The sequence below is a fragment of the Variovorax sp. GW821-FHT10C12 genome (assembly GCF_059415405.1).
The window spans coordinates 260,138-283,117 of record NZ_JBWKNE010000001.1; the positions used below are offsets into that span (position 1 = coordinate 260,138).

Genomic DNA, 22,980 nt, shown 5'->3' on the forward strand with positions numbered 1-22,980 from the left:
AGATGGCGATCCCCCAGACAGTGTTCAGCGGGGGCGCCATGCTGGCGACCGCCGCCTTGCTCGCCGCATGCGGCACGGCCCCGACCGGCCCCACGCGCCTCGGCCTTGGCGCCGATCCGGCCCAGGCTTGCGCGGCGCTCACCGCGCCGGTGACGGCCAGCGCCATCGGGCTGCCCAGCGGCGCGGCGACGATCGACTCGGCAGCGCTCGTGCCGGCGTCTGCACTGGCCGTGGCCGAGCGCGGCCCCAGCCCCGCGTCGCGCATCACGCCGGCGATGCCTGCGTACTGCAAGGTGCTCGGGCGCATCGCACCGGTCGACGCGAGCGCGCCGCCGATCCTGTTCCAGGTCAACCTGCCGCTCGCGTGGAACGGACGCAGCGTGCAGTACGGCGGCGGCGGCTTCAACGGCACGCTGATCACCGGTCTGGCGCTGGTGCCTGCCGCGCGCTTCGACCTGCCCACGCCGCTGGCGCAAGGCTACGTGACCTACGGCACCGACTCCGGCCACCAGAACGTGCAGGGCCAGCCGCCGCAGGCCTTTGCGCTCAACGACGAGGCGCTCGTGAACTTCGCGCATGCCTCGTACAAGAAGGTGCGCGACGTGGCGGTGGCGCTGACGCAGCGCGCCTACGGCCACGCACCGCAGAAGCTCTACTTCATGGGCAGCTCCGAAGGCGGGCGCGAGGCGCTCACGATGGCGCAGCGCTATCCGCAGGACTTCGACGGCATCGTCAGCCGCGTGCCGGTGATCAACTGGACCGGTCTGCAGCATGCGGGCACGCGCAACGGCATCGCCACCTTCGGCGAAGGCTGGCTGCGGCCCGCGCAGGTGCAGCTGGTGCACAACGCGGTGCTCGCGTCGTGCGACGCCACGGATGGCGTGGCCGACCGCATCGTGTCGAACCCGGTGGCCTGCCTGCAGCGCTTCGACCCGGCCACCTTGCGCTGCGCGTCGGGCACGAGCGGCGACAACTGCCTCAACGACGCGCAGGCGCAGGCGGTGCGCACGCTGCGCTCCTCGTGGCGCTCGCCCGTGCCGCTGGCGCATGGCGTCACCGAGTACCCGGGCTGGGGCATCGGCGGTGAAGGCACGCCGGCCTTCGCATCGATGGGCGGATGGAACGCGTGGTGGACGGGCACCGCCGCACCGACCGTGCCGCCGCAGCCGAGCAACGGCATCGCGTGGTTCTATGGCAGCGGGGCGCTGCAGTATTTCTATGCGCGCAATCCGTCGCTCGACGTGCGCAACTACCGCGCCGAAGACTTCGCGGCCCGCATCGCCACCGTGTCGCAGCTGATGGATTCGACCAACCCCGACCTGAGCGCCTTCCATGCGCGCGGCGGCAAGCTGCTGATGCTGGAGCACATGGCCGACTACGCGCAGAGCCCGTTCGCGGGCATCCGCTATTACGAGTCGGTGGTGGCACGCATGGGCCGCGAGAACGTGGACCGCTTCATGCGCCTGTACACCGCGCCCGGTGTCGACCATGTGGGCAGCGGCGCACCGGCCAACGTCGACATGCTCGGCGCGCTGGCCGACTGGGTCGAGCGCGGGCGTGCGCCGTCGGGGCTGCAGCTGCTTGAACAAGAAGTGCAGCCGCCGTTCAAGACCACCCGCGCGCGTCCGCTGTGCGAGTGGCCGCTGTGGCCGCGCTACGTGAATGGCGATGCGTCGCAGGCGGCGAGCTTCCAGTGCAGCCGGTAGCGCGCGCTTGAAGCGGTCGCGATCTTCAAGGGGCGATTGAAAGAGTTCCGGGCCGAAGGGGCTTTTTCATGTGCGAGGGTCGCCGCAGACTGCTGGCATCCGAACTTCACAACGACCCATGAGCACCACGCCCCTCATCAGCATCGCAGTCCTGAAGGCCAAGACCGGCCAGCGCGAGGCGCTGCGCGACGCCTTGAGCGCGCTGGTGGCGCCCACGCGGCAGGAGCCCGGCTGCCTCGACTACACCTTGTTCGAATTGCGCGACGAGCCCGGCAGCTTCTACATGCGCGAGTCGTTCCAGGACCAGGCCGCGCTGGATGCGCACTTCGCCACGCCGTATTTCCAATCCTTCGAAAAGCGATTCGACGAATTGCTGGACGCGCCGATCCGGCTGGTGTTCCTGGAGAAGGTTGCCTAGATCGCGCAGCCGTCGGGGCCGCAGGCTTCGGATGCCGTTGCAGAAGGCGCCGGCGCGACGAAGGTGGCGAGCTGCGCCTTCCAGTCGTCCGCACGCCCCAGCCACGGTCCGATGTCGATGCGCCCCGCGTTGCCATCGGCCTGCGCCAGCACGAAGGTCGGGAAGCCCTGGCCGCCCGCGCGCTGCAGCAGGTCGCGGCTCGCGGCGATGTGGCGTGCGGTGACGTCGCCCGTGTGCTGCGCGAAGGCCGCAGCGAAGGCTTCGGCGTCGAAACCGAGTTCGGCCGCCAGTTCGGCGAGCACGCCGGCCTCCGCGATGCGCCGGCCCTCGACGTAGTGCGCTTGCTGTACGCGGTGCGCCATGTCCAGCCCGCCGCCCGCACGCAGCGATTCGGCGGCGAGGATGGCGGTGATCGGCGGTTCGGAGTCCATCACCGCGCCGGTGTCGCGCAGCAGGCCTTCGAAGTAGGCCTCACCGAAGGGCTGGCCGGTGAGTTCGGCGATGCGCCTGTCGTGCGGGATCACGTAGTCGCGCCACTGCGGCGTGATGGGGCGGCGGTTGGCGCCGGTCATCATGCCGCCGGCGTGGAGTTCGACGCGCAGGCCCGGCACGGTGCGCGCGGCCTCGACCAGCGGCGCGGCGGCGTAGCACCAGCCGCACAGCGGATCGAAGATGCAGTGCAGGGTGGCGGTATCGCCGTTGTTGTCGGTTATTGCGGCCACTTCATTTCTCCCTTGATGACCTTGGCGCCCAGTTCGAGCGACGAGGCGTCTTCGAGCTTCGGGTAGCGCTGCTTCATGGCGGCGATCAGTGCGGCCGAGTCCTTGGCCTTGGCGGCTTCGGTCTCGAAGGCTTTCAGGTAGTCGCGCGTGAACTTCACCGAGGCCACGGTGTAGGGCGCCGAGCCGTCGGCGTTCGGCAGGTAGTGGCCGGGCACCACGGTCTTGGGGTGCAGCGCGGCGATGCGGTCGAGCGTCTTGACCCAGTCGCGGCGCGACTGCTCCGTCTGCGTGTCGGCCACCCAGACGTGGATGTTGGCCGACACCGGAATGCCGCCTACCACCGCCTTCAGCGAGGGAATCCACGCGAAGGTGCGTGCGGGCGAGGGGCCGTCCAGGCCGACGACCTGGATCTTCTTGCCTTCGAGCACGAGGCTGTCGCCGGCCAGCGGCTCGGGCACGACCAGCGCCTGGGGCGCGTTGTCCTTGAGGATCGGGCCCCAGTGCGCGAGCTTGCCGTCCTTGGAGGCCTGGATGGCGGCGACGGTCTGCGGCGTGGCGACGATCTTCGCGTCGGGGAAGGCGGCGCGGATCACGTCCAGGCCGAAGTAGTAGTCGGGGTCGCTGTGGCTGATGTAGACCGTGGTCAGCTTCTTGCCGCTGTCCTTGATCTTCTGCACCAGCGCCTGCGCGTCGTTGCGCTGGAACTGGGCGTCGACCAGCACGGCGTCGGTGGCGCCGGCGACCAGCACCGACGACACGGGGAACATCGACTTCGTGCCGGGGTTGTAGACGTCGATCTTCAGCGGCTGGGCGGCCTGGGCGGCGAAGGGCGCGAGGGCGAATGCGGCGGACAGGGCGGCGGCGGCAACGAGGGTTCTGCGGAACATGGCGGTGTCTTTCGGTCGATGAGGTTGAGGGTGACAGCGTGAACAGAGCGGATGTTAGGTTGCGCGAAACGAAACAAAAACCACCGCCAGCACAATGGATCGTTTCTGATATCGGACGAATCAGGTGGCTTCCGAGCGGTCCGTGGCACAGCGCTCGAGGTGCGCGACCAGCAACTGGGCCGAGGGCGACAGCGCCGCCTCGCTGCGAAAGCAGATCGCGAAACGCCGACGCGCCCAGTCGTCCGTGAGCGGCATCAACCGCAGCCCGAAGGCCTCGGTGAAGGGCCGGGCGACTTCCGCCGGCACCACGCTGATGGCCAGCCCGGCGCGCACCACGCGCAGCGCCGCATCGAAGTTGGACACCAGCACGCGGTACACCAGCGGCTTGCCGGCCACGGCCGCCTCGCGCGCGAGCATCAACTGCACGGCACTCAGCGCGGGCATGCCGACGAATTCGTGGTCGAGCACCTGCTCGAAGCGCACCGCGTCGTGGCGGGCCACGGGGTGCGACGGGTGGGCCACGATGGCCAGGTGGTCCGAGCGGTAGTCGCGCCGCTCCAGCCCGTCGAGGTCGGCCGCGTCCCAGCACAGGCCGATGGACGCGATGCCCTCGCGGATGCCGCGCACGATCTCGGGACTCACGCGCTCTTCCATGTCGACGCGGATGTTGCGGTGCGCCGGGTCTTGCAGAAAGCCCGCCACGTCCTCGGCCAGCGACTCGGCCATGACCGACGCCGACGCCAGGATGCGCACATGCCCGCGCGCACCGCCGGCATAGGCGGCCATGTCGCGCTCGATCCGGGTGGCGCTGCCGAGCATCGCGCGTGCGTGTTCGAGCAGCGTTTCGCCGGCCGGCGTGGGCACCACGCCGCGGCGCTTGCGCAGCAGCAGCGGCGTGCCGACCGTGTCTTCGAGCTGCGCGAGGCGCTTGCTGATCGCCGAGCCGACGATGTTGGCCTGCTCGCCCGCGCGCGCGATGCTGCGGCTGTCGCAGACGGCGACGAACAGGCGCAGGGTGGTCAGGTCGAGGTCTCTCATGAAGTTCCAATCAGGAAGCAAACGGCTTCCAAAATATACCTTCAGGACCGAATCGGAACTTCTACGATCGACGTCATTCCCTCACGACGGAGACACGCTCTTGATTCACGCCTTCCTGCCGCCGCGCGCGGTCGTCCGCGAAGTGGGCCTGCGCGATGGCCTGCAAAGCATTGCCCGCGTGCTGCCCACGGCGCACAAGCTCGAATGGATTCGCGACGCGCACGCGGCCGGCCAGCGCGAGATCGAGGTCGGCTCGTTCGTACCGGCGCACCTGCTGCCGCAGCTGGCCGACACGGCCGAGCTGCTGGCGTATGCGAAGACGCTGCCGGGCCTTTTCGCCTCGGTGCTCGTGCCCAACCTCAAGGGCGCCGAGCGCGCCATCGCCGGTGAAGCCGACCTGATGATGGTGCCGCTGTCGGCCAGCCACGCGCACAGCCTGGCCAACCTGCGCAAGACGCCCGACGAGGTGGTGGCCGAGGTCGGCCGCATCCGCGCGGCGCGCGACGCGGCGGGCTCGAAGACGCTGATCGACGGCGGCGTGGGCACGGCCTTCGGCTGCACGCTGCAGGGCCATGTCGACCCCGACGAGGTGCTGCGCCTGATGCAGGCGCTGCTCGATGCCGGCGCCGACCGCGTGAGCCTGGCCGACACGGTGGGCTACGCCGATCCGGCCATGGTGCGCAGCCTGTTCGAGCGCGCGCTGCGCATCGCAGGCGACCGCCTGTGGTGCGGCCATTTCCACGACACGCGCGGGCTGGGCCTGGCCAACGTCTACGCCGCGCTGGAGGTCGGCATCACGCGCTTCGACGCCTGCCTGGCCGGCATCGGCGGCTGTCCGCATGCACCGGGCGCGAGCGGCAATGTCGACACCGAAGACCTCGTCTTCATGCTCGAGAGCATGGGTGTCGCCACCGGCGTTGCTCTGCCGAAGCTGCTCGATCTGAGGAAGCGCGTGGCCGGCTGGCTCGACGGCGAGACGCTGCAGGGCACGGTGTGGCGCGCGGGCTTTCCGAAGACCTTTGCACCGGCGGAAGGCGTCGCCGCATGAGCACCGAAGCCAAACGCCTGCCGCTCGCGGGCATCCGCGTGGTCGAGTTCACGCACATGGTCATGGGGCCGACCTGCGGCATGGTGCTGGCCGACCTGGGCGCCGAGGTCATCAAGGTCGAGCCCATCGACGGCGACCGCACGCGGCACCTGCTGGGCGCGGGCGCGGGCTTCTTCCCGATGTTCAACCGCAACAAGAAGAGCATCGCGCTGGACCTGCGCCATCCGCAGGGGCTCGAGGCTGCGCTGCGCCTGTGCGCCACGGCCGACGTGGTGGCGCAGAACTTCCGGCCCGGCACGATGGACAAGTACGGCCTGGGCTATGCCGCGCTGGGCAAGCTCAATCCGCGCCTCGTGTACGTGAACCACACGGGCTTCCTACCCGGTCCCTACGAGCATCGCACCGCGCTGGACGAGGTGGTGCAGATGATGGGCGGGCTCGCGTACATGACCGGGCGCCCCGGCGATCCGCTGCGTGCGGGAACGAGCGTGAACGACATCATGGGCGGCATGTTCGGTGCCATCGGCGCCATCGCCGCGCTGATGCAGCGCGCCGAAACCGGCCGGGGGCAGGAGGTGCAGTCGGCGCTGTTCGAGAACAACGTGTTCCTGGTCGGACAGCACATGCTGCAGTACGCCATCACGGGGCAGGCGGCGGCGCCGATGCCCGAGCGCATCTCGGCCTGGGCGCTGTACGACGTGTTCACCGTGAAGGACGGCGAGCAGATTTTCCTGGCGGCCGTGAGCGACGCGCAGTGGAAGACCTTCTGCGACGCGCTGGGTTTCGACGACCTGAAGGCCGACGCCACGCTACAGACCAACAACGACCGCGTGCGCCTGCGCCCGACCTTGCTGGCCGCGTTGCGCACGCGCCTGGCCGACCGTTCGGCCGCCGAGCTGTCGGCGATCTTCGAAGCGCGCGGCCTGCCGTTCGCGCCGATCACGCGGCCCGAAGACCTGTATGCCGATCCGCACCTGCAGGCCACCGGCGGCCTCGCCGACATCCGCCTGCCCGACGGCAAGCGGGCCGGCGAGATGGCGCAGACGACGCTGTTCCCGATCACGCTCGGCGGCGAGCGGCTGGGCGTGCGCCTGCATCCGCCGACGCTGGGCGAGCACACGCGCGCGCTGCTGGCCGAGCTGGGCTATGCCGGCGCGCAGGTGGATGCGATGCATGCCGACGCGGCCATCGCCTGATTGCTTCCTCAAAAACAAGACGAGAGACAAGACCATGACCACGAACCTCTTCCCGATGAACCGCCGCGCGATGCTGGGCTTCAGCGCGAGTGCCGCCGCGCTGGCCGCATTGCCTTCCTTTGCGCAGGGCTCCGACAAACCGATCCGCTTCATCCTGCCGATCAGCGCCGGCTCGGGCGTGGACAACATCGTGCGCGCCGCCTCGGTGGCGCTCGGCAAGGCCTTCGGCCAGCCGGTGGTGATCGAGAACATGCCGGGCGCGGGCGGTCTCACCGGCACGTCGGCCATCGTGAAGGCGGCGCCCGACGGGCTCACGCTCGGGATGGTGTCGAACAACCATGTGATCAACCCGAGCGTGTTCAAGAAGATGCCGTTCGATGCGATCAATGACATCACGCCGATCAGCGTGGTGGGCGCAACGCCGCTGGTGCTGATGGTCAACCCCAAGCTGCCCGCGAAGAACGTGAAGGAACTCGTGGCGCTGCTGCGCGCCAGGCCCGACGGCTACAACTACGCCTCGTCGGGCAACGGCACCATCATCCACCTGGCCGGCGAGATGTTCATGGACGAAGCTGGCGTGAAGGCGCGGCACATTCCGTACAAGGGCACGGGCCCGATGGTGACCGACATGATGGCGGGCCAGGTCGAGATCGGCGTGGTCGCACTGCCGGCCGTGCAGCAGCACATCAAGAGCGGCGCACTGCGCGCCATCGGCGTGTGCGGACCGGCGCGCTCGCCGGCCGCGCCGGACATTCCGACGATTGCGGAGCAAGGCTTGCCGAACTACGCGGTCGAAGGCTGGTTCGCGGTGATCGGCCCGCCGAAGATGCAGGCCGCCGACATCAAGCGCGTGCACGACGCCGTGGTGGCCGCCTACACCAGTGCCGAGGTGCGCGAGGCGATGGACCGGCAGGGCAATGTCATCAAGCCCACGTCGTCCGAAGAGGCTGCGAGCTACTTCCGCAGCGAGGCCGCGCGCTATGCGGCGCTGGTGAAGAAGGCGAACGTCGTTTTGGAATGAATGTCTTGCCCCTTCCCCTCCCGGGGGAAGGCTGGGATGGGGGCAAGCGGCCTTCGATGAGGCGCCGCGTCGTTGTGGACGCCGTCGTGCCCCCACCCCGACCCTCCCCCGGTAGGGGAGGGAGAAACACACGGGCGAGGCCTACGCCGGGCTCACCGCGCGGTACAGCGCCCGCACGAAATCCGACTGCGTGATCATCCCCGTCAGCCGCTTCTCTGCATCGATGATCGGAATGTGGTGGTGTCCGCCTTCGGAGAACAGCGGCACCAGCTCGACCACCGGCCGGTCGGCGCTGGCCACGCGCACCTGGCGCGTCATGATCTGGCCGACCACCTCGGGCTTGTTCGACATCACCGTGCGCGTGGCGCGGATCAGGTCGCGCAGCCGGCCGGCGATACCGTCGTGGTGCTGCAGGTCGAGCTGGCGGAAGAAGTCGGCCTGCGTGACGATGCCGACCACGCGGCGCGTGCGGTCGGTCACCGGCAGCGCCTTGATGCGGTGCTGGTGCATCAGCGTCCAGGCTTCCTGCAGAGGCGTGCCGAACTCCACCGAGATCGGCGTGCGCGACATGATGTCGGCGCAATGCAGCGTGCCCAGGCGGCGCTTGTACGACTCGAGCTCGGTCTGCTGGATCAGCGACTCGAGGTCGTCGCGGCTGATGTCGAGCACCTGGTTGTAGCGCGCCAGCACGGCGTCGATGTCGGCCTGGCTGAAGCGCGCGTCGGGCGAGGGCGGGCGAGCCACCTGCACGTGCGGATAGCGCCGCCCCGTGAGCGTGTTGTAGGCCACGCCGGCCAGCACCAGCAGCAGCGAGTTCACGAGCACCGGGAACAGCGCCGCCGAAAAATCGGTGGTGTGCGTGAGCACCGCCAGCAGCGCCGCCGCGCCGCCGGGCGGGTGCAGGCAGCGCGTGAAGAACATCAGGCCGATGGCCAGCGCCACGGCCACGGCGGCGGCCACGGCGGTGTCGGGAATCCAGCTGGCGCAGGCGATGCCCACCAGCGTCGACAGCGTGTTGCCGCCGATCACCGACCAGGGCTGGGCCAGCGGGCTGGCGGGCACGGCGAACACCAGCACGGCGGTGGCGCCCATCGGCGCGACCAGCCACACGGCGTGCTCCAGCGGGACGGCCAGCCAGCGGCACAGCAGGCCGGTGATCAGCAGCCCGATGCCTGCGCCGCCCACGGCGCGCAGGCGCTCGCGCGCGTTGACGTTGGATGGGCCCGGGAGCCAGGCGCGCAGATAAGTCCACAGTGCGGCGAATCGCATCCCCCGTCCCCCTCAGGCTTCTTCGTGCGCCACCCGACGCCCGATGTCGGGCCAGCGGTGGTGCAGCCAGACCCAGGCGACCAGCCCGATCGTGAGCATCAACGCAGAGGTGAGGGCCAGTGCCAGCGTGGAGTGCATCACCAGCGGCGCCACCGCGCCGGCCACGACGCCGTTGGCGGTGGAGCCGATCACGGCCTGCAATGACGAGGCCATGCCGCGGCGCTCGGGGTGCAGGTCGAGCACCAGCAGCGTGACCACCGGCACCATCAGCGCCCAGCCGAAGGCGAACACCGCCAGCGGCCACACGGCCCAGGCCACATGCGCCTGGAAGAAGATGTTGGCCACCACGTTGACCACCGAGGTGACCATCATGATCAGGAAGCCGTCGCGGATCTGCCGCTTGGGCGCGACCTTGCCGGCCATGCGACCGCTGGCGCGCGCGCCGAGCATGATGCCGCCGATGGTCAGCAGGAAGAACCAGAAGAACTGCTGCGGCTGCAGCGCCAGGTGGTCGCCCAGGAACGCGGGCGCGGCCAGCACGTAGAGGAACATGCCGTTGAAGGGCACGCCGCTCGCGAAGGCCAGCAGCAGGAAGCGCGGGTCGGAGCACAGGTCGCGGTAGCCGCGCATCAGGTGGCGCACCTGGAAGGGCTGGCGGTGGTCCTTGTGCAGCGTCTCGGGCAGCAGCTTGTAGTTGGCGACGAACAGCACCACGCCCACGGCCACGAGGAACCAGAAGATCGAGTGCCAACCCGCGTGCACGAACAGGAAGCCGCCCACGATGGGCGCGATGGCCGGCGCCACGCCGAAGTAGATCGTGACCTGGCTCATCACCCGCTGCGCCTCGGCCGGCGGGAACATGTCGCGGATGACGGCGCGCGACACCACGATGCCGGCGCCGGTCGACAGGCCCTGCAGGCCACGGAACAGCACCAGCTGCGTGATGTTCTGCGACAGCGCGCAGCCCAGCGAGGCCAGCGTGAACACCGCCAGCCCCCACAGCACCACCGGCCGGCGCCCGAAGCTGTCCGACAGCGCGCCGTGGAACAGGTTCATGAAGGCAAAGCCGAACAGGTAGGCCGACAGCGTCTGCTGCATCTCGGCCGGCGTCGCGCCGATCGATTTCGCAATGCCCGAGAAGGCCGGGATGTAGGTGTCGATGGAGAAGGGCCCGAGCATGCCCAGCACGGCGAGCAGCACGGCAAGCGCCCAGCGCGGGGCCTGCCAGAGTTTGTCTGCGTCGGGATTCATGGAAAGGCGGCTCCGTTGTACTTGTGTGTTGTGTGTCGGTGGAAAAACGAGAACGCCCGCCGCCCGGGTGAGGGGCAAGGCGGGCGCTTGGGCTTCAGCGAACCTGGATTACAGGGTGTCGATGAAGCTGCGCAGCTTGTCGGAACGCGACGGGTGCTTCAGCTTGCGCAGCGCCTTGGCTTCGATCTGGCGGATGCGCTCGCGGGTCACGTCGAACTGCTTGCCGACTTCTTCCAGCGTGTGGTCCGTGCTCATCTCGATGCCGAAGCGCATGCGCAGCACCTTGGCTTCGCGCGGCGTGAGGGAGTCGAGGATGTCCTTGACCACGTCGCGAAGACCCGCCTGCATCGCGGCCTCGATGGGGGCCGTGTTGCTGCTGTCCTCGATGAAGTCGCCCAGGTGCGAATCGTCGTCGTCGCCGATGGGGGTTTCCATCGAGATCGGCTCCTTCGCGATCTTCATGATCTTGCGGATCTTGTCTTCCGGGATCTCCATCTTGGCGGCCAGGATGCCGGCGTCAGGCTCGAAGCCGAACTCCTGCAAGTGCTGGCGCGAGATGCGGTTCATCTTGTTGATCGTCTCGATCATGTGCACCGGGATGCGGATGGTGCGCGCCTGATCGGCGATCGAGCGGGTGATGGCCTGGCGGATCCACCACGTCGCGTAGGTCGAGAACTTGTAGCCGCGGCGGTATTCGAACTTGTCGACCGCCTTCATCAGGCCGATGTTGCCTTCCTGGATCAAGTCGAGGAACTGCAGGCCGCGGTTGGTGTACTTCTTGGCGATGGAGATCACGAGGCGCAGGTTGGCCTCGATCATTTCCTTCTTGGCATCGCGCGAGGACGATTCGCCCTCGTTCATGCGCTTGTTGATGTCCTTGAGCTCGGTCAGCGGCACCACCACGCGCGACTGGATGTCGGTGAGTTTCTGCTGCAGTTCCTGCACTGGCGGGATGTTGCGCGCGAGCACGGCGCTCCAGGGCTTGCCGGCGGCGGCCTGCTTCTCGACCCACTTGAGGTTCAGCAGGTTGGAGGCGATGCGGTTGCCGTTCTTGTCGAAGCCGCTGAAGTCGCGGATGAACTCGTCCTGTGGGAAGCCGCACTTGTCCACGATGATGCGGCGCAGTTCGCGTTCCTTCTTGCGCACGTCGTCCACCTGCGTGCGCACCAGGTCGCACAGCTTCTCGATGGTCTTGGCCGTGAAGCGGATGGTCATCAGCTCGTCGGACACGGCCTGCTGGGCCTTGGTGTACGCGGGGGTGCCGTAGCCTTCCTTCTCGTAGATCTTGTGGATCTTCTCGAACATCTCGGCGATGCGGTCGAAGCGCGAGAGGGCTTCGTTCTTGAGTTCTTCGAGCTTCTTGGTCAGGGCCTTGGAGCCGCCCTTGCCGTCGTCGTCGTCTTCTTCGTCGAATTCGTCGAAGTCTTCTTCGGCCACGTAGTCGTCGGCCTCGTTGGGGTTCGAGAAGCCGTCGACGATGGTCGAGATGACGACCTTGCCTTCACGGATGGTCGCGGCCATTTCGAGGATCGCGGCGATGGTGGCGGGGGAGGCCGAAATGGCTTCCATCATGGCCATCAGGCCGCCTTCGATGCGCTTGGCGATTTCGATTTCGCCTTCGCGCGTCAGCAGCTCGACCGTGCCCATTTCGCGCATGTACATGCGGACCGGGTCGGTGGTGCGGCCGAATTCGCTGTCCACCGTGGACAGGGCCGCTTCGGCTTCTTCCTCGGCTTCTTCCACCGTGGTGGCGGTGGGCGCGGTGTTGTTCAGCAGCAGGGTCTCGGCATCGGGCGTCTGCTCGTACACCGCCACGCCCATGTCGTTGAGCATGGTGACCACGACTTCCATGGTCTCGGCGTCGACCAGCTTGTCGGGCAAGTGGTCGGAGATTTCGCCGTGCGTGAGGTAGCCGCGGGTCTTGCCCAGCGTGATCAGGGTCTTCAGGCGCGAGCGGCGCTTGGCCAGGTCTTCTTCGGAGAGCACGGTCTCGTCGAGGCCGAACTCCTTCATCAAGGCGCGTTCCTTCGCCTTGCTGATCTTCATGCGCAGCGGCTTGACCTTCTCTTCGGTGGTCGCGGCCACCGCCGGCTCGTCACCGGCCAGGTCTTCTTCGATGTCCGACAGGTCGATGTCGCTCTCGCCGGCTTCCTTGGCTGCCTTGGGCTTGCGCCCGCGCTTGGCGCCGGTGGCGGGCGCAGCTGCAGCGCTGGCGGCCTTGGGCGGACGGCCAACTTTCTTGGCAGCGGGGGCAGCCGTGGCAGTGGCCGCGGCTTTTTTGGGATCGTCGAGAGAGGTCGATTTCGTGGGCACGGTTTTCACTTTCGTTGCGGCTGCCGTTTTGGACGCGGCGGCAGCCGTCTTGGTTGCCGGTTTGGCACCGGCTTTCAGCGGTTTCTCTGCTGCGGGCTTGGTGGCGACGCTTTTGACGTTTTTGGCAAGTGAAGGAGCAGGCTTCTTTGAACTGGGCATACGACCTCGTTACGACAAGAAAAGACAAGCGGGATCACAGGCGCGCTGCCACGCGGACAGCACCACCATGCCCGTGCACAGGCACGGACAAAACAATTGGGAAACGAGGAATTAATTCCTCACCAGGCAAGATGTCGGGCGAACATTTGGTGTGCAGTCCTTGCGGTTATTGACCCTTTCCGCCGGAATTTACCGTTGGAGTGCGTTGCGCTAGGGGTCGGCCCGGAGGTGCTGCTGTCGCTCTTGCCTAATTTCGCCAGTTGCGAAGCCCTACATTATAGCCTGTTGCGCAAATTTCAAGCAGTATCTGTCCCCGACGCGCGAATGCGGTCCCGCAATTCGAGCCGGCGGGCTTCCAGTGCCTTGTAGCGTTCCAGGGCTTTTGGGTCTTTTCCAACCGAAGCGATGGCCTCGCTCTGCTGGGCTTTCAGGCGGTCGTCGAGCATGAAGTCGAGCACGCTCCCCAGCTCCTTGGCGGCCTCGGCCAGGTGCTGTTCTTCCTCGCCTTCGGGCACCGGCCCGGCCTCGGAAACGCTCATGAGGCGCTCGGCCAGCGGCGCGAAATCGAGCCCGCGCAGGCCTTCGCGCAGCGCCGCCCAGGGTTGTACGCCGTGCTCGTGCAGCTGGCTGTCCAGCCAGGTGAAGAGAGCGCCGTGTTCGCCCGGCAGGTCGCACAGCATCACGTGCAGCTCGTGCGACAGCGCCTCCCACTGCGCCATGTTCGACAGCACCAGCCGCACCGCCACGTCGGGCCGGCTCGGCGGCTTGCCGCGTCCGCGCAGCGGCTCGATGGGTTCCTCGAACTTGCCGCCCCAGCGCTTGCCCTTGGTGAACTTGCGCGGCTGGAACTTGGGCTTGCTCTCGTTTTCGTAGCGCGGCGGCTCGTAGTCCTGTGTCGGCGGCAGGTCCGGGTAGTAGTCACCGGGGTCGTTGCCGTAGTGGTCGGGCTCGCTGTGGCGCTGCGGGGCCTGGGACGGCGCACCGGCGCCCTTGCGCGGGCCGGGCGCGGCGGTGGCCCACAGGTCGGACAGCGCCGCGGCGTCGAGCTGCACCAGCGTGGCGATCTCGCTGAGCAGCTGCCGCTTGAGCGCGCCGTCGGGCATGGCGCTCCAGAGCGGGCGCACGTTGCTGGTCATGTGGGCGCGGCCCTCGGCGGAGCTCAGGTCGCAGCCTTCGCGGGCGGCCTCGAGCATGAAGCGCGACAGCGGCGTGGCCTCGGCCACGAAGCCCGCGAAGGCCTCGGCGCCGTGCGCGCGGATGTAGCTGTCGGGGTCGTGCTCGGCCGGCAGGAACAGGAACTTGATGCTGCGCGTGTCGGTGGCGTAGGGCAGGGCGCCGTCGAGCGCCTTGCGCGCGGCGCGGCGACCGGCGGCGTCACCGTCGAAGCTGAACACCACCGATTCGGTGAAGCGGAAGAGCTTTTGCACATGCTCGGTGGTGCAGGCCGTGCCGAGCGTGGCGACCGCGTTCGGAAAGCCGAGCTGGGCCAGCGCCACCACGTCCATGTAGCCCTCGGTGACGAGCGCGTAGCCGCGGTCGCGGAAGGCGGCGCGCGCCTCGTACAGGCCGTAGAGCTCGCGGCCCTTGCTGAAGACGGGCGTCTCGGGCGAGTTCAGGTACTTGGGCTTTTCGTCGCCGAGCACGCGCCCGCCGAAGCCGATGCACTCGCCCTTGACGTTGCGGATCGGGAACATCACGCGGTCGCGGAAACGGTCGTAGCGCTTGGCTTCCTCGTCGCTGAGCTTGCCTTCCTCGTTGTTGACGATCACCAGACCGCTCTCGGCGAGCAGCGGATCGTCGTAGTCGGGAAACACGCTGGCCAGCGCGCGCCAGCCGGCCGGCGCATAGCCGATGCCGAACTGCTTGGCGACCTCGCCCGACACGCCGCGACCCTTGAGGTAGTCGATGGCGCCGGGTGCCTGGCGCAGCGCCTTGCGGTAGGCGTCGCCGGCCTTTTCGAGCACGTCGGTCAGCGTGGCCTGCTTCTGGCGCTGGCTGGCAGCACGGGCGCGTTCGGCGGGCGAGACGTCGTCCTCGGGCACGACCAGGCCGTACTGGCCGGCCAGGTCATGTACGGCCTCGACGAAGCCCATGCCCGCATGTTCCATGAGGAAGCCGATGGCGTTGCCGTGCACGCCGCAACCGAAGCAGTGATAGAACTGCTTGGTCGGGCTGACCGAGAACGAGGGCGACTTCTCGCCGTGGAAGGGGCACAGCCCCATGAAATTGGCGCCGGCCTTCTTGAGCTGGACGTAGCGGCCGACGATTTCGACCACATCGGCGCGCGCGATGAGTTCCTGGATGAATGAAGCGGGGATGGTCATGGCTGCGGGGAGCGGCAAATCATACGCAAGCGCGCGGGCGGCATACTGAACCCCGCCGCAAATCCACATCACGCATGAAGACGCCCCTGCCTTTGCAACACGCCGCGCCGCTGCTGCGCCATCCGCTGCGCTTCGTCTGGGGCGCGCTCAAGGACTTTCGCGCCAACCAGGGGTTGCTGCTGGCGGGGGCCGTCGCCTATTACGCGCTGCTGTCCATCGTGCCGCTCTTGATCGTGAGCGTGATGGCGCTGTCGCACGTGATCGACCAGGGCGAGTTGCTGCGCACCATCGGGCGTTATCTCGAATGGCTGCTGCCGGGGCAGTCGAAAGCGATCGTGGCCGAGCTGTCGAGCTTCCTGGACCACCGCTCGGTGCTCGGGCCGGTGCTGTTGGTGACGATGATTTTCTTCAGCTCGCTGGCGTTCAGCGTGCTCGAAAGCGCGATGGCGGTGATCTTTCACCACCGCAAGGACGACCACAAGCGCCACTTCCTGGTGTCGGTGGCGATGCCGTACCTCTACATCCTGAGCCTGTGCGCGGGGCTGCTGCTGGTCACGCTGGTGTCGGGGGCGCTGCAGCTGGTGGGGCAGGAAAGCGTCGACCTGCTGGGGCGCAGCTGGTCGCTGTCGGGCATTTCGGGCCTGCTGCTGTACCTGCTGGGGCTGGGCGGCGAGATCTTCATGCTGACCTCGCTCTACCTCGTGATGCCGGCGGGGCGCATGTCGCTGCGGCATGCGCTGCTGGGCGGGGTGACCGCCGCGCTACTGTGGGAGGCCACACGGCGCGTGCTGATCTGGTACTTCTCGACGCTGTCGCAGGTGAACATCGTCTACGGCTCGCTCACCACGGCGATCGTGGTGTTGCTGAGCCTGGAAATCGCCGCCATGCTTGTGCTGATCGGGGCCCAGGTGATCGCGAACTACGAGCGCCTGGACCGCACCGGCAGCACGAAGCTGCCGGCGTCCGAGATCAGCGAGGGGCCAATCGAATCGCTCCGTCCAGACGAATCACCTCGCCGTTGAGCATGTCGTTCTCGATGATGTGCTTGGCCAGCTTGGCGTAGTCCTCGGGCGTGCCCAGGCGCGAAGGGAAGGGCACGCTGGCGGCCAGCGCGTCCTGCACTTCCTGGGGCATGCCGAACAGCATGGGCGTGCCGAAGATGCCGGGGGCGATGGTCATGTTGCGGATGCCGCTGCGCGCGAGGTCGCGGGCGATGGGCAGGGTCATGCCGACCACGCCGCCCTTCGAGGCGCTGTAGGCGGCCTGGCCGATCTGGCCGTCGTAGGCTGCGACCGAGGCGGTCGAAATCAGCACGCCGCGCTCGCCGGTGGCTTCGGGCTCGTTCTTGCCCATGGCGTCGGCCGCCAGGCGGATCATGTTGAAGCTGCCGATCAGGTTGACCGTGACGGTCTTGCTGAACACGGCCAGCGCGTGCGGGCCGTTCTTGCCCACGGTCTTCTCGGCCGGTGCGATGCCGGCGCAGTTGACCAGGCCCATCAGCTTGCCGAGCTTGAGCGCGGCGGCCACCGCGGCCTGGCCGTCGGCTTCCTGGCTCACGTCGCACTTGACGAACACGCCGCCGATCTCGCGGGCGACGGCTTCGCCCTTGTCAGCCTGCATGTCGGCGATGACCACCTTGGCGCCGTTGGCGGCCAGCATCCGCGCCGTGCCTTCGCCGAGGCCCGAAGCGCCACCGGTCACGATAAAAACCTTGCCGTCGATTTGCATGAAAAGTCTCCAGAGATGAGACCCGCATTATCGAAGACGTCGCCGGGCCAAAAAAAAGGCCTCATCCGAAGATGAGGCCCTGAATTGGATCCGTGAGGACCCAAGGAGACAACTGGTGGTGGTCGGTGCTTAGCGCTTGCGCGAAGCGGTGGCCGTCTTGGCAGCGGCGACGGCTTGGGTCGACACGGCGTTGAAGTTGGCTTCGGCGACGTCCGACGCTTGCTTGACGGCCTTCTGGACCGATTCGAAAGCGTTGTTGGCGGCAGCCACGGCGCTCTTCAGCACGGCGACGGCAGTTTCCGAACCGGCGGGGGCGTTCTTGGAAGCGCTGTCGACGAGGCCGACGAAGGCTTGCTGGGCTTCAGCGGCCTTGGCTTCGAAAGCCTTCGAGAATTCGGCGTTCGTGCCTTGGGCGATGTCGTACAGGTGACGGCTGTAGGCAGCGGTCTTTTCAGCCAGGGGCTGGAACAGGCTGGCTTGCAGCGTCAGCAGCTCTTGGGCGTCCTTGACGCTCAGGGCGGCCTGGACGGTGCTCTGGGCTTCGGTCAGGGCGGCCTTGGAAGCGGTCACGTTCAGTTCGACCAGCTTTTCAACGCCTTCGAAAGCCTTGGAGGTCAGGCCGAACAGGGTTTCGAGGTTTGCTTTTTGAGCGGCGAGGATTTGGTCAGCGGTCAGGGCCATTTGAGATCTCCAGAAAGGATGATGGGGTGGTCGATTCACGTTGCGCTGCGCCTCGTCGTTCATGTTGCGGTGCAGCATGACCTGAAGTATAGGCAGCTGAACGCAGCGATCAAGCGGTTTTTGCTGCTGTGCAGCAATTTAGAAGCGGCCTTCTAAATTCGGCAACTTTGGGCGCGCCGCCAGAATGAAGGCCATGCGTGCTTTCTATTCCGGGCAGTTCGTCCTGCCCCTGCCGCCGGGCCACCGCTTTCCCATGTCGCGCTACGCGATGCTTCGCGATCGCCTGCAGGAGCAGCTGCCGGCCGTCGAGATGGACGCGGCTCCGCGCGCCACCGACGACGAGCTCATGCTGGTCCACACCCCCGAATGGATCGCCGCCGTCAGCGAAGGCCGCGTGAGCCCGCAGGCCATGCGCGAGATCGGCTTCCCCTGGAGCGAGGCGATGGTCGAGCGCTCGCGCCGCTCCACCGGCGCCACCATCGCCGCCTGCCGCGCCGCCTTCGCGGGCGGCGTGTCGGCCAACATGGCCGGCGGCACGCACCACGCCTATGCCGACAAGGGCAGCGGCTTCTGCGTCTTCAACGACGCGGCGGTGGCCGCGCGGCTGATGCAGGTCGAGCAGGCCCGCGCCGGCCGGCTGCTCAGGGTGGCCATGATCGACCTCGACGTGCACCAGGGCAACGGCACCGCCCGCATCTTCCAGGGCGACCCGAGCGTGTTCACGCTGTCGGTGCACGGCCAGAAGAACTTCCCGTTCCGCAAGGAGGCGAGCGACCTCGACGTGGAGCTGCCCGACGGCTGCGGCGACACCGACTATCTCGCGGCGCTGGAGCACGCGCTCGACGAACTCGACCGGCGCTTCTCGCCCGGCCTCGTGATCTACCTGGCCGGCGCCGACCCCTTCGAGCGCGACCGGCTCGGGCGCCTCAAGCTGAGCTTCGACGGCCTGGAGGCGCGCGACCGCCGCGTGTTCGACTGGACCTGGCAGCGCCGCATCCCCACGGCCTTCGCGATGGCCGGCGGCTACGCCAGCGACATCGCGGAGACGGTGCAGGTGCAGCTGGGCACCTTCCGGGTGGCGCTCGATTACTGGCGCCGCTGGCAAAATGCCGCGCGATGAGCGCCCCCACACCACCCATCCCAACCCCCAAGCCCACGCCCCACACCCGCAGCGCCTACCGGGCCTTCCGCAGCATCCCGACGCGCTGGGCCGACAACGACATGTACGGCCACGTCAACAACGTCGTCTACTACAGCTGGTTCGACACCGCGGTGAACGCGCTGCTCATCGAGCGCGGCGCGCTCGACATCCACGGCGGCTCCACCATCGGCTTCGTGGTCGAGACGCAGTGCAACTACTTCGCACCGGTGGCCTTCCCGCAGACGGTGGAGGCGGGCATCCGCGTGGCGCAGGCGGGCCGATCGAGCGTGCGCTACGAGATTGCGCTGTTCGCCGAGGGTTCCGACACTGCCGCTGCGCAGGGGCACTTCGTGCATGTGTACGTCGACCGCGTGACGCAGCGGCCGGTGCCGTTGCCCGAGGCGCTGCAGCAAGTGGTCGATTCGCTGCGCGCCTGAGCGCTTGCCCATGAAAAACGGCGCCCGCAGGCGCCGTCCGTGAGTGGGGCCGCAGCCCCGCTTACATCGTCTTCTTCATGGCCTTGATGTCGGCCTTGCCCTGGGCTTCATCAGCCTTGGCCTGCTTCACGCAAGCGTCCTTGGCTGCGCCGGTCTGGTCGTCGCACTTTTCCTTCGCGACTTCATAGGCAGCCTTCACCTTCTCTTCGGCCACCTTGCGGGCATGGCTGTCGCTCGGCTGGTACTGCTGCTCCAGCTCGGCCTTGGCCACTTCTTCCTTGCCCTTGGCTTCCTTCTGGCAGACGTCCTTGGCGTTGTCCTTCATCGTGTCGCACTGGGCCTTGGCGACCTTGTAGTCGGCCTCGACCTTTTCCTTGGCGACCTTGTACTCGTCCTTGGTCATGGCACCGGCCTGGCCGGCGACGAAGAAGGTGGAGGCGAGGGCGAGCATGACGAGGTGCTGTTTTTTCATGGTGTGTGTCCTTTGCGGTGAGCGTGAGTGACAGAGGAGGGCGCAGGGCGCGTTCTTTCTCAGTTCTTCTCGAACCAGAGCGCGTCCGGCGAGCGGCCGTCGCGCGATTCCCAGTCCTTCACCTGCTTCTCGGCCTCGTCGCGGCTGATGCCGTGGCGTTCCTGGATGCGGCCCAGCAACTGGTCGCGCTTGCCGGCGATGACGTCGAAGTCGTCGTCGGTCAGCTTGCCCCATTGCTCGCGGACCTTGCCCTTGAGCTGCTTCCAGTTGCCTTCGATGGTGTCCTTGTTCATGCGAATCTCCTTGCGTAAGAGTGATGACCCGGCGGAACATGCCGCCGCCGTGAAATCAATGTCGCGTGCGTGATTCCCCCTGCCGGTAGGACGTGCAGTCCGACCCTCGTAGGCACAGGCCGACGCAGGCCGTGATAATGGAACGGACGCCGACGCCAGAGACCCGAGACACCGCGCACCGCACCATGATCATTCACAGCCTGCTCGACACCGACCTCTACAAGTTCACGATGATGCAGGTGGTCCTGCACCACTTTCCGGGGGCGCGGGTCGAGTACCGCTTCAAGTGCCGCAACCCGGGCGTCAACCTCGCGCAGTTCGCGGGCCAGATCCGAGACGAGATCCGCAGCCTGTGCTCGCTGCAGTTCCGCGACGCCGAGCTCGCCTACCTGCGCTCGATGCGCTTCATCAAGAGCGACTTCGTCGACTTCCTGGGCCTGTTCCGGCTCAACGAGAAGTACATCAACGTCATTCCCCAGCCCTCGGGCGAGCTCGAGATCCGCATCAAGGGCCCGTGGCTGCACACCATCCTGTTCGAGATTCCGGTGCTTGCCATCGTGAACGAGGTCTACTTTCGCAACACGCAGAAGAACCCCGACTTCGAGGAAGGCCGCCGCCGCCTCGACCTCAAGATCAGCCAGCTGCAGGAAGCCGGGCTGGGCGACCTCAAGATTGCCGACTACGGCACGCGCCGCCGCTTCTCCAAAGACTGGCACGAGGAAGTGCTGCGCACGCTGACGCAACGGCTCGGCGCCGTGGCCTCGCCGCCGGCGAAGTCGCCCGCCGGCGAGCACCTGCCGCAGCTGGCCGGCACCAGCAACGTGCTGTACGCCATGAAGCTCGGGCTCATTCCGCTGGGCACCATGGCGCACGAGTACCTGCAGGCCTGCCAGGCGCTGGGTCCGCGGCTGCGCGACAGCCAGATCTTCGGCTTCGAGAGCTGGGCCCGCGAGTACCGCGGCGACCTGGGCATCGCGCTGTCCGACGTGTACGGCATGAGCGCCTTCCTGCGCGACTTCGACCTGTACTTCTGCAAGCTCTTCGACGGCGCGCGCCACGACAGCGGCGACCCGTTCCAGTGGGGCGAGCGCATGCTGGCGCACTACCACGCGAACCGGGTCGATCCGCTCACCAAGACGCTGATCTTCAGCGACGGCCTCACGGTGCCGCGCACCATCGAGCTGTACCAGCAGTTCCGCGGCCGCTGCCTGCTGGCCTTCGGCATCGGCACCAACCTCACCAACGACCTGGGCTACGAGCCGCTGCAGATCGTCATCAAGATGATCCAGTGCAACGACCAGCCGGTGGCCAAGCTGTCGGACACGCCGTCCAAGAACATGTGCGAGGACGAGAAATACCTGGCCTACCTGCGCCAGGTGTTCGAGATCGAACAACCCCCCGTTTGAAGGCTGTACTGACCTGTCTGGTACGGTACAGCTCCCATGAAGAAAACGATCCGACTGACGGCAGCCGCGGCGCTGCCGATGCTCTTTCCCGCCCTGGCCTTCGCCGCCGATTTCGACGGTGCCGCGCTCTCGCCGCTGTGGGGCGTGCCGTTCGCCGGCATCCTGCTTTCCATCGCGCTCTTGCCGCTGGCCACGCCCTCGTTCTGGCACCACCACTACGGCAAGATTTCCGCCGCCTGGGCGCTGGCCTTCCTGCTGCCCTTTGCCGCGACCTACGGCGCGGGGCTGGCGGGCGTGCAGCTGGTGCATGCGCTGGTGGCCGAGTACATCCCGTTCATCATCCTGCTCACGGCGCTGTTCACCGTGGCCGGGGGCATCCACATCCGCGGCAACCTGCACGGCACGCCGGGGCTCAACACGGCGATCCTGGCCATCGGCGCGGTGCTCGCGAGCTTCATGGGGACCACGGGCGCCTCGATGCTGCTGATCCGGCCGCTGATCCGGGCCAACGACAACCGGCAGCGCAAGGTGCACGTGATCGTGTTCTTCATCTTCATCGTGTCGAACGCGGGTGGCTCGCTCACGCCGCTGGGCGACCCGCCGCTGTTCCTCGGCTTCCTCAAGGGCGTGGGCTTCTTCTGGACCGCGCAGCACATCCTGCCCGAGACCATCTTCATCCTGGCCGTGCTGCTGGCGCTGTTCTATGCCATCGACCGCCACTTCTACCGCAAGGACGGCGTGCTGCCCGTCGACCCGACGCCCGACACCCCGCGCCTGGGCTTCGACGGCGCGGCCAATTTCTGGCTGCTGGGCGGCGTGGTCGCGCTGGTGCTGCTGAGCGGCTTCTGGAAATCGCCCGTGGTGTTCGACGTGTTCGGCACCGAGGTCGGCCTGCCGGGCCTGGTGCGCGACGTGGGGCTGGCGCTGATCGCCATCGTCTCGTACAAGCTCACGGCGCCCAAGGTGCACGCCGACAACCAGTTCGAGTGGGGCCCGATGGCCGAGGTGGCCAAGCTCTTCGCCGGCATCTTCCTGACCATCATCCCGGTGATCGCCATGCTCAAGGCCGGCACGCAGGGCCCGTTCGGCGCCATCGTGGCGGCCGTGACGCGCGCCGACGGCCAGCCCGACCCGGCCATGTACTTCTGGGCCACCGGCATCCTGAGCTCGTTCCTGGACAACGCGCCGACCTACCTCGTGTTCTTCAACACGGCGGGCGGCGACCCGGCGGCGCTCATGACCACCTATGCCAGCACGCTGGCCGCCATCTCGGCCGGCGCCGTGTTCATGGGCGCCAACACCTACATCGGCAACGCGCCGAACCTGATGGTCAAGGCCATCGCCGAAAGCCGCGGCGTGCGCATGCCCAGCTTCTTCGGCTACATGGCGTGGTCGGGCGCGATCCTGATCCCGCTGTTCGTCCTGTGCACCTTCATCTTCTTCCGTTGATCCTTCCAGCCCTTCAAAGAA

At 67.5% G+C, this 22,980-nt stretch carries 21 protein-coding genes and 1 pseudogene; 11 read left to right on the forward strand and 11 right to left on the reverse strand.

The features are described from left to right. Nucleotides 1-2 precede the first annotated feature (2 nt). Both AC07OH_RS01185 and AC07OH_RS01190 read left to right on the forward strand, forming a co-directional pair. Complete coding sequence (locus tag AC07OH_RS01185; RefSeq protein WP_495299302.1) at nucleotides 3-1,706, forward strand: tannase/feruloyl esterase family alpha/beta hydrolase; 1,704 nt, start codon at nucleotides 3-5, stop codon at nucleotides 1,704-1,706. A 118-nt stretch (nucleotides 1,707-1,824) separates the two neighbouring features. Continuing rightward, on the forward strand, nucleotides 1,825-2,124 hold the full coding sequence (locus AC07OH_RS01190; RefSeq protein WP_495299303.1) for a putative quinol monooxygenase: 300 nt from the start codon (nucleotides 1,825-1,827) through the stop codon (nucleotides 2,122-2,124). On the opposite strand, the gene AC07OH_RS01195 is transcribed toward AC07OH_RS01190, so the two are convergent. From AC07OH_RS01195 to AC07OH_RS01205, 3 genes and pseudogenes are all read right to left on the reverse strand, one after another. Continuing rightward, a complete protein-coding gene (locus AC07OH_RS01195; protein ID WP_495299304.1) occupies nucleotides 2,121-2,846 on the reverse strand; it encodes a DsbA family protein in 726 nt (241 codons plus the stop codon). The genes AC07OH_RS01190 and AC07OH_RS01195 overlap by 4 nt on opposite strands. Then, nucleotides 2,840-3,733: pseudogene (locus AC07OH_RS01200) on the reverse strand (MBL fold metallo-hydrolase); the annotation flags it as partial. The gene AC07OH_RS01195 and the pseudogene AC07OH_RS01200, both read right to left, overlap by 7 nt. A 120-nt stretch (nucleotides 3,734-3,853) precedes the next feature. Then, on the reverse strand, nucleotides 3,854-4,771 hold the full coding sequence (locus tag AC07OH_RS01205; protein ID WP_495299305.1) for a LysR family transcriptional regulator: 918 nt from the start codon (nucleotides 4,769-4,771) through the stop codon (nucleotides 3,854-3,856). A 100-nt stretch (nucleotides 4,772-4,871) separates the two neighbouring features. On the opposite strand from AC07OH_RS01205, the gene AC07OH_RS01210 reads away from it, so the two are divergent. The 3 genes from AC07OH_RS01210 to AC07OH_RS01220 are packed head-to-tail and all read left to right on the forward strand — an operon-like array spanning nucleotide 4,872 to nucleotide 8,036. Continuing rightward, complete coding sequence (locus AC07OH_RS01210) at nucleotides 4,872-5,819, forward strand: hydroxymethylglutaryl-CoA lyase (protein WP_495299306.1); 948 nt, start codon at nucleotides 4,872-4,874, stop codon at nucleotides 5,817-5,819. Then, entirely contained in the window at nucleotides 5,816-7,015 is a 1,200-nt protein-coding gene (locus AC07OH_RS01215; RefSeq protein WP_495299307.1) for a CaiB/BaiF CoA transferase family protein, read from the forward strand. Before AC07OH_RS01210 ends, AC07OH_RS01215 begins: the two co-directional genes overlap by 4 nt. 34 nt (nucleotides 7,016-7,049) lie before the next feature. Continuing rightward, on the forward strand, nucleotides 7,050-8,036 hold the full coding sequence (locus AC07OH_RS01220; RefSeq protein WP_495299308.1) for a tripartite tricarboxylate transporter substrate binding protein: 987 nt from the start codon (nucleotides 7,050-7,052) through the stop codon (nucleotides 8,034-8,036). Nucleotides 8,037-8,177: 141 nt separating this feature from the next. Here the strand turns inward: AC07OH_RS01220 and AC07OH_RS01225 are convergent, their stop codons facing one another. The 3 genes from AC07OH_RS01225 to rpoD form a co-directional block, all read right to left on the reverse strand. After that, nucleotides 8,178-9,305, reverse strand: a complete 1,128-nt coding sequence (locus AC07OH_RS01225; RefSeq protein WP_495299309.1) for an HPP family protein — start codon at nucleotides 9,303-9,305, stop codon at nucleotides 8,178-8,180. A gap of 12 nt (nucleotides 9,306-9,317) precedes the next feature. Then, nucleotides 9,318-10,556: a multidrug effflux MFS transporter gene (locus AC07OH_RS01230; protein ID WP_062470580.1), complete on the reverse strand. Its 1,239-nt coding sequence runs from the start codon at nucleotides 10,554-10,556 to the stop codon at nucleotides 9,318-9,320. Between the two features lie 108 nt (nucleotides 10,557-10,664). Then, nucleotides 10,665-12,869 carry an RNA polymerase sigma factor RpoD gene (gene rpoD, locus AC07OH_RS01235; RefSeq protein WP_447742937.1) on the reverse strand — a complete coding sequence of 735 codons (2,205 nt, stop codon included), beginning with the start codon at nucleotides 12,867-12,869 and terminating at the stop codon, nucleotides 10,665-10,667. On the opposite strand from rpoD, the gene AC07OH_RS01240 reads away from it, so the two are divergent. Further along, nucleotides 12,862-13,143, forward strand: a complete 282-nt coding sequence (locus tag AC07OH_RS01240; protein ID WP_260684981.1) for a hypothetical protein — start codon at nucleotides 12,862-12,864, stop codon at nucleotides 13,141-13,143. The genes rpoD and AC07OH_RS01240 overlap by 8 nt on opposite strands. A gap of 181 nt (nucleotides 13,144-13,324) precedes the next feature. Here the strand turns inward: AC07OH_RS01240 and dnaG are convergent, their stop codons facing one another. Further along, nucleotides 13,325-15,352 (reverse strand): DNA primase, encoded by a 2,028-nt coding sequence (dnaG, locus tag AC07OH_RS01245; RefSeq protein ID WP_495299310.1) that lies wholly within the window; start codon nucleotides 15,350-15,352, stop codon nucleotides 13,325-13,327. Between the two features lie 74 nt (nucleotides 15,353-15,426). On the opposite strand from dnaG, the gene AC07OH_RS01250 reads away from it, so the two are divergent. Then, nucleotides 15,427-16,374 (forward strand): YihY/virulence factor BrkB family protein, encoded by a 948-nt coding sequence (locus AC07OH_RS01250; RefSeq protein ID WP_492681086.1) that lies wholly within the window; start codon nucleotides 15,427-15,429, stop codon nucleotides 16,372-16,374. Here AC07OH_RS01250 and AC07OH_RS01255 read toward each other — a convergent pair. Both AC07OH_RS01255 and AC07OH_RS01260 read right to left on the reverse strand, forming a co-directional pair. After that, nucleotides 16,322-17,080, reverse strand: a complete 759-nt coding sequence (locus tag AC07OH_RS01255; RefSeq protein WP_307694236.1) for a 3-hydroxyacyl-CoA dehydrogenase — start codon at nucleotides 17,078-17,080, stop codon at nucleotides 16,322-16,324. The genes AC07OH_RS01250 and AC07OH_RS01255 overlap by 53 nt on opposite strands. 129 nt (nucleotides 17,081-17,209) lie before the next feature. Further along, nucleotides 17,210-17,761: a phasin family protein gene (locus AC07OH_RS01260; protein ID WP_099796175.1), complete on the reverse strand. Its 552-nt coding sequence runs from the start codon at nucleotides 17,759-17,761 to the stop codon at nucleotides 17,210-17,212. Between the two features lie 193 nt (nucleotides 17,762-17,954). Here AC07OH_RS01260 and AC07OH_RS01265 point away from each other — a divergent pair, with 193 nt between their 5' ends. Both AC07OH_RS01265 and AC07OH_RS01270 read left to right on the forward strand, forming a co-directional pair. Continuing rightward, the gene (locus AC07OH_RS01265; protein WP_495299311.1) at nucleotides 17,955-18,881 is read left to right on the forward strand and encodes a histone deacetylase family protein; all 927 of its coding nucleotides are present in this window, start codon (nucleotides 17,955-17,957) and stop codon (nucleotides 18,879-18,881) included. Then, nucleotides 18,878-19,339 (forward strand): acyl-CoA thioesterase, encoded by a 462-nt coding sequence (locus AC07OH_RS01270; protein ID WP_495299312.1) that lies wholly within the window; start codon nucleotides 18,878-18,880, stop codon nucleotides 19,337-19,339. Before AC07OH_RS01265 ends, AC07OH_RS01270 begins: the two co-directional genes overlap by 4 nt. Nucleotides 19,340-19,400: 61 nt before the next feature. Here the strand turns inward: AC07OH_RS01270 and AC07OH_RS01275 are convergent, their stop codons facing one another. Further along, nucleotides 19,401-19,811 carry a hypothetical protein gene (locus tag AC07OH_RS01275; RefSeq protein ID WP_489057453.1) on the reverse strand — a complete coding sequence of 137 codons (411 nt, stop codon included), beginning with the start codon at nucleotides 19,809-19,811 and terminating at the stop codon, nucleotides 19,401-19,403. 59 nt (nucleotides 19,812-19,870) lie between these two features. Further along, nucleotides 19,871-20,104 (reverse strand): CsbD family protein, encoded by a 234-nt coding sequence (locus tag AC07OH_RS01280; protein ID WP_062470554.1) that lies wholly within the window; start codon nucleotides 20,102-20,104, stop codon nucleotides 19,871-19,873. A gap of 185 nt (nucleotides 20,105-20,289) precedes the next feature. On the opposite strand from AC07OH_RS01280, the gene pncB reads away from it, so the two are divergent. Both pncB and AC07OH_RS01290 read left to right on the forward strand, forming a co-directional pair. Continuing rightward, entirely contained in the window at nucleotides 20,290-21,510 is a 1,221-nt protein-coding gene (gene pncB / locus AC07OH_RS01285; protein WP_062470551.1) for a nicotinate phosphoribosyltransferase, read from the forward strand. A 36-nt stretch (nucleotides 21,511-21,546) separates the two neighbouring features. Then, the gene (locus tag AC07OH_RS01290) at nucleotides 21,547-22,959 is read left to right on the forward strand and encodes a sodium:proton antiporter (RefSeq protein ID WP_495299313.1); all 1,413 of its coding nucleotides are present in this window, start codon (nucleotides 21,547-21,549) and stop codon (nucleotides 22,957-22,959) included. Nucleotides 22,960-22,980 lie beyond the last annotated feature (21 nt).

Bases quoted from the DNA above. Each gene is read 5' to 3' on its own strand.
- AC07OH_RS01225 (WP_495299309.1), bottom strand. From the start codon at position 9,305: ATGCGATTCGCCGCACTGTGGACTTATCTGCGCGCCTGGCTCCCGGGC.
- AC07OH_RS01290 (WP_495299313.1), top strand. From the start codon at position 21,547: ATGAAGAAAACGATCCGACTGACGGCAGCCGCGGCGCTGCCGATGCTC.
- AC07OH_RS01275 (WP_489057453.1), bottom strand. From the start codon at position 19,811: ATGAAAAAACAGCACCTCGTCATGCTCGCCCTCGCCTCCACCTTCTTC.
- AC07OH_RS01265 (WP_495299311.1), top strand. From the start codon at position 17,955: ATGCGTGCTTTCTATTCCGGGCAGTTCGTCCTGCCCCTGCCGCCGGGC.
- AC07OH_RS01260 (WP_099796175.1), bottom strand. From the start codon at position 17,761: ATGGCCCTGACCGCTGACCAAATCCTCGCCGCTCAAAAAGCAAACCTC.
- AC07OH_RS01255 (WP_307694236.1), bottom strand. From the start codon at position 17,080: ATGCAAATCGACGGCAAGGTTTTTATCGTGACCGGTGGCGCTTCGGGC.
- AC07OH_RS01185 (WP_495299302.1), top strand. From the start codon at position 3: ATGGCGATCCCCCAGACAGTGTTCAGCGGGGGCGCCATGCTGGCGACC.
- AC07OH_RS01250 (WP_492681086.1), top strand. From the start codon at position 15,427: ATGAAGACGCCCCTGCCTTTGCAACACGCCGCGCCGCTGCTGCGCCAT.
- AC07OH_RS01205 (WP_495299305.1), bottom strand. From the start codon at position 4,771: ATGAGAGACCTCGACCTGACCACCCTGCGCCTGTTCGTCGCCGTCTGC.
- AC07OH_RS01270 (WP_495299312.1), top strand. From the start codon at position 18,878: ATGAGCGCCCCCACACCACCCATCCCAACCCCCAAGCCCACGCCCCAC.
- AC07OH_RS01215 (WP_495299307.1), top strand. From the start codon at position 5,816: ATGAGCACCGAAGCCAAACGCCTGCCGCTCGCGGGCATCCGCGTGGTC.
- AC07OH_RS01190 (WP_495299303.1), top strand. From the start codon at position 1,825: ATGAGCACCACGCCCCTCATCAGCATCGCAGTCCTGAAGGCCAAGACC.
- pncB (WP_062470551.1), top strand. From the start codon at position 20,290: ATGATCATTCACAGCCTGCTCGACACCGACCTCTACAAGTTCACGATG.
- AC07OH_RS01230 (WP_062470580.1), bottom strand. From the start codon at position 10,556: ATGAATCCCGACGCAGACAAACTCTGGCAGGCCCCGCGCTGGGCGCTT.
- dnaG (WP_495299310.1), bottom strand. From the start codon at position 15,352: ATGACCATCCCCGCTTCATTCATCCAGGAACTCATCGCGCGCGCCGAT.
- AC07OH_RS01280 (WP_062470554.1), bottom strand. From the start codon at position 20,104: ATGAACAAGGACACCATCGAAGGCAACTGGAAGCAGCTCAAGGGCAAG.
- AC07OH_RS01220 (WP_495299308.1), top strand. From the start codon at position 7,050: ATGACCACGAACCTCTTCCCGATGAACCGCCGCGCGATGCTGGGCTTC.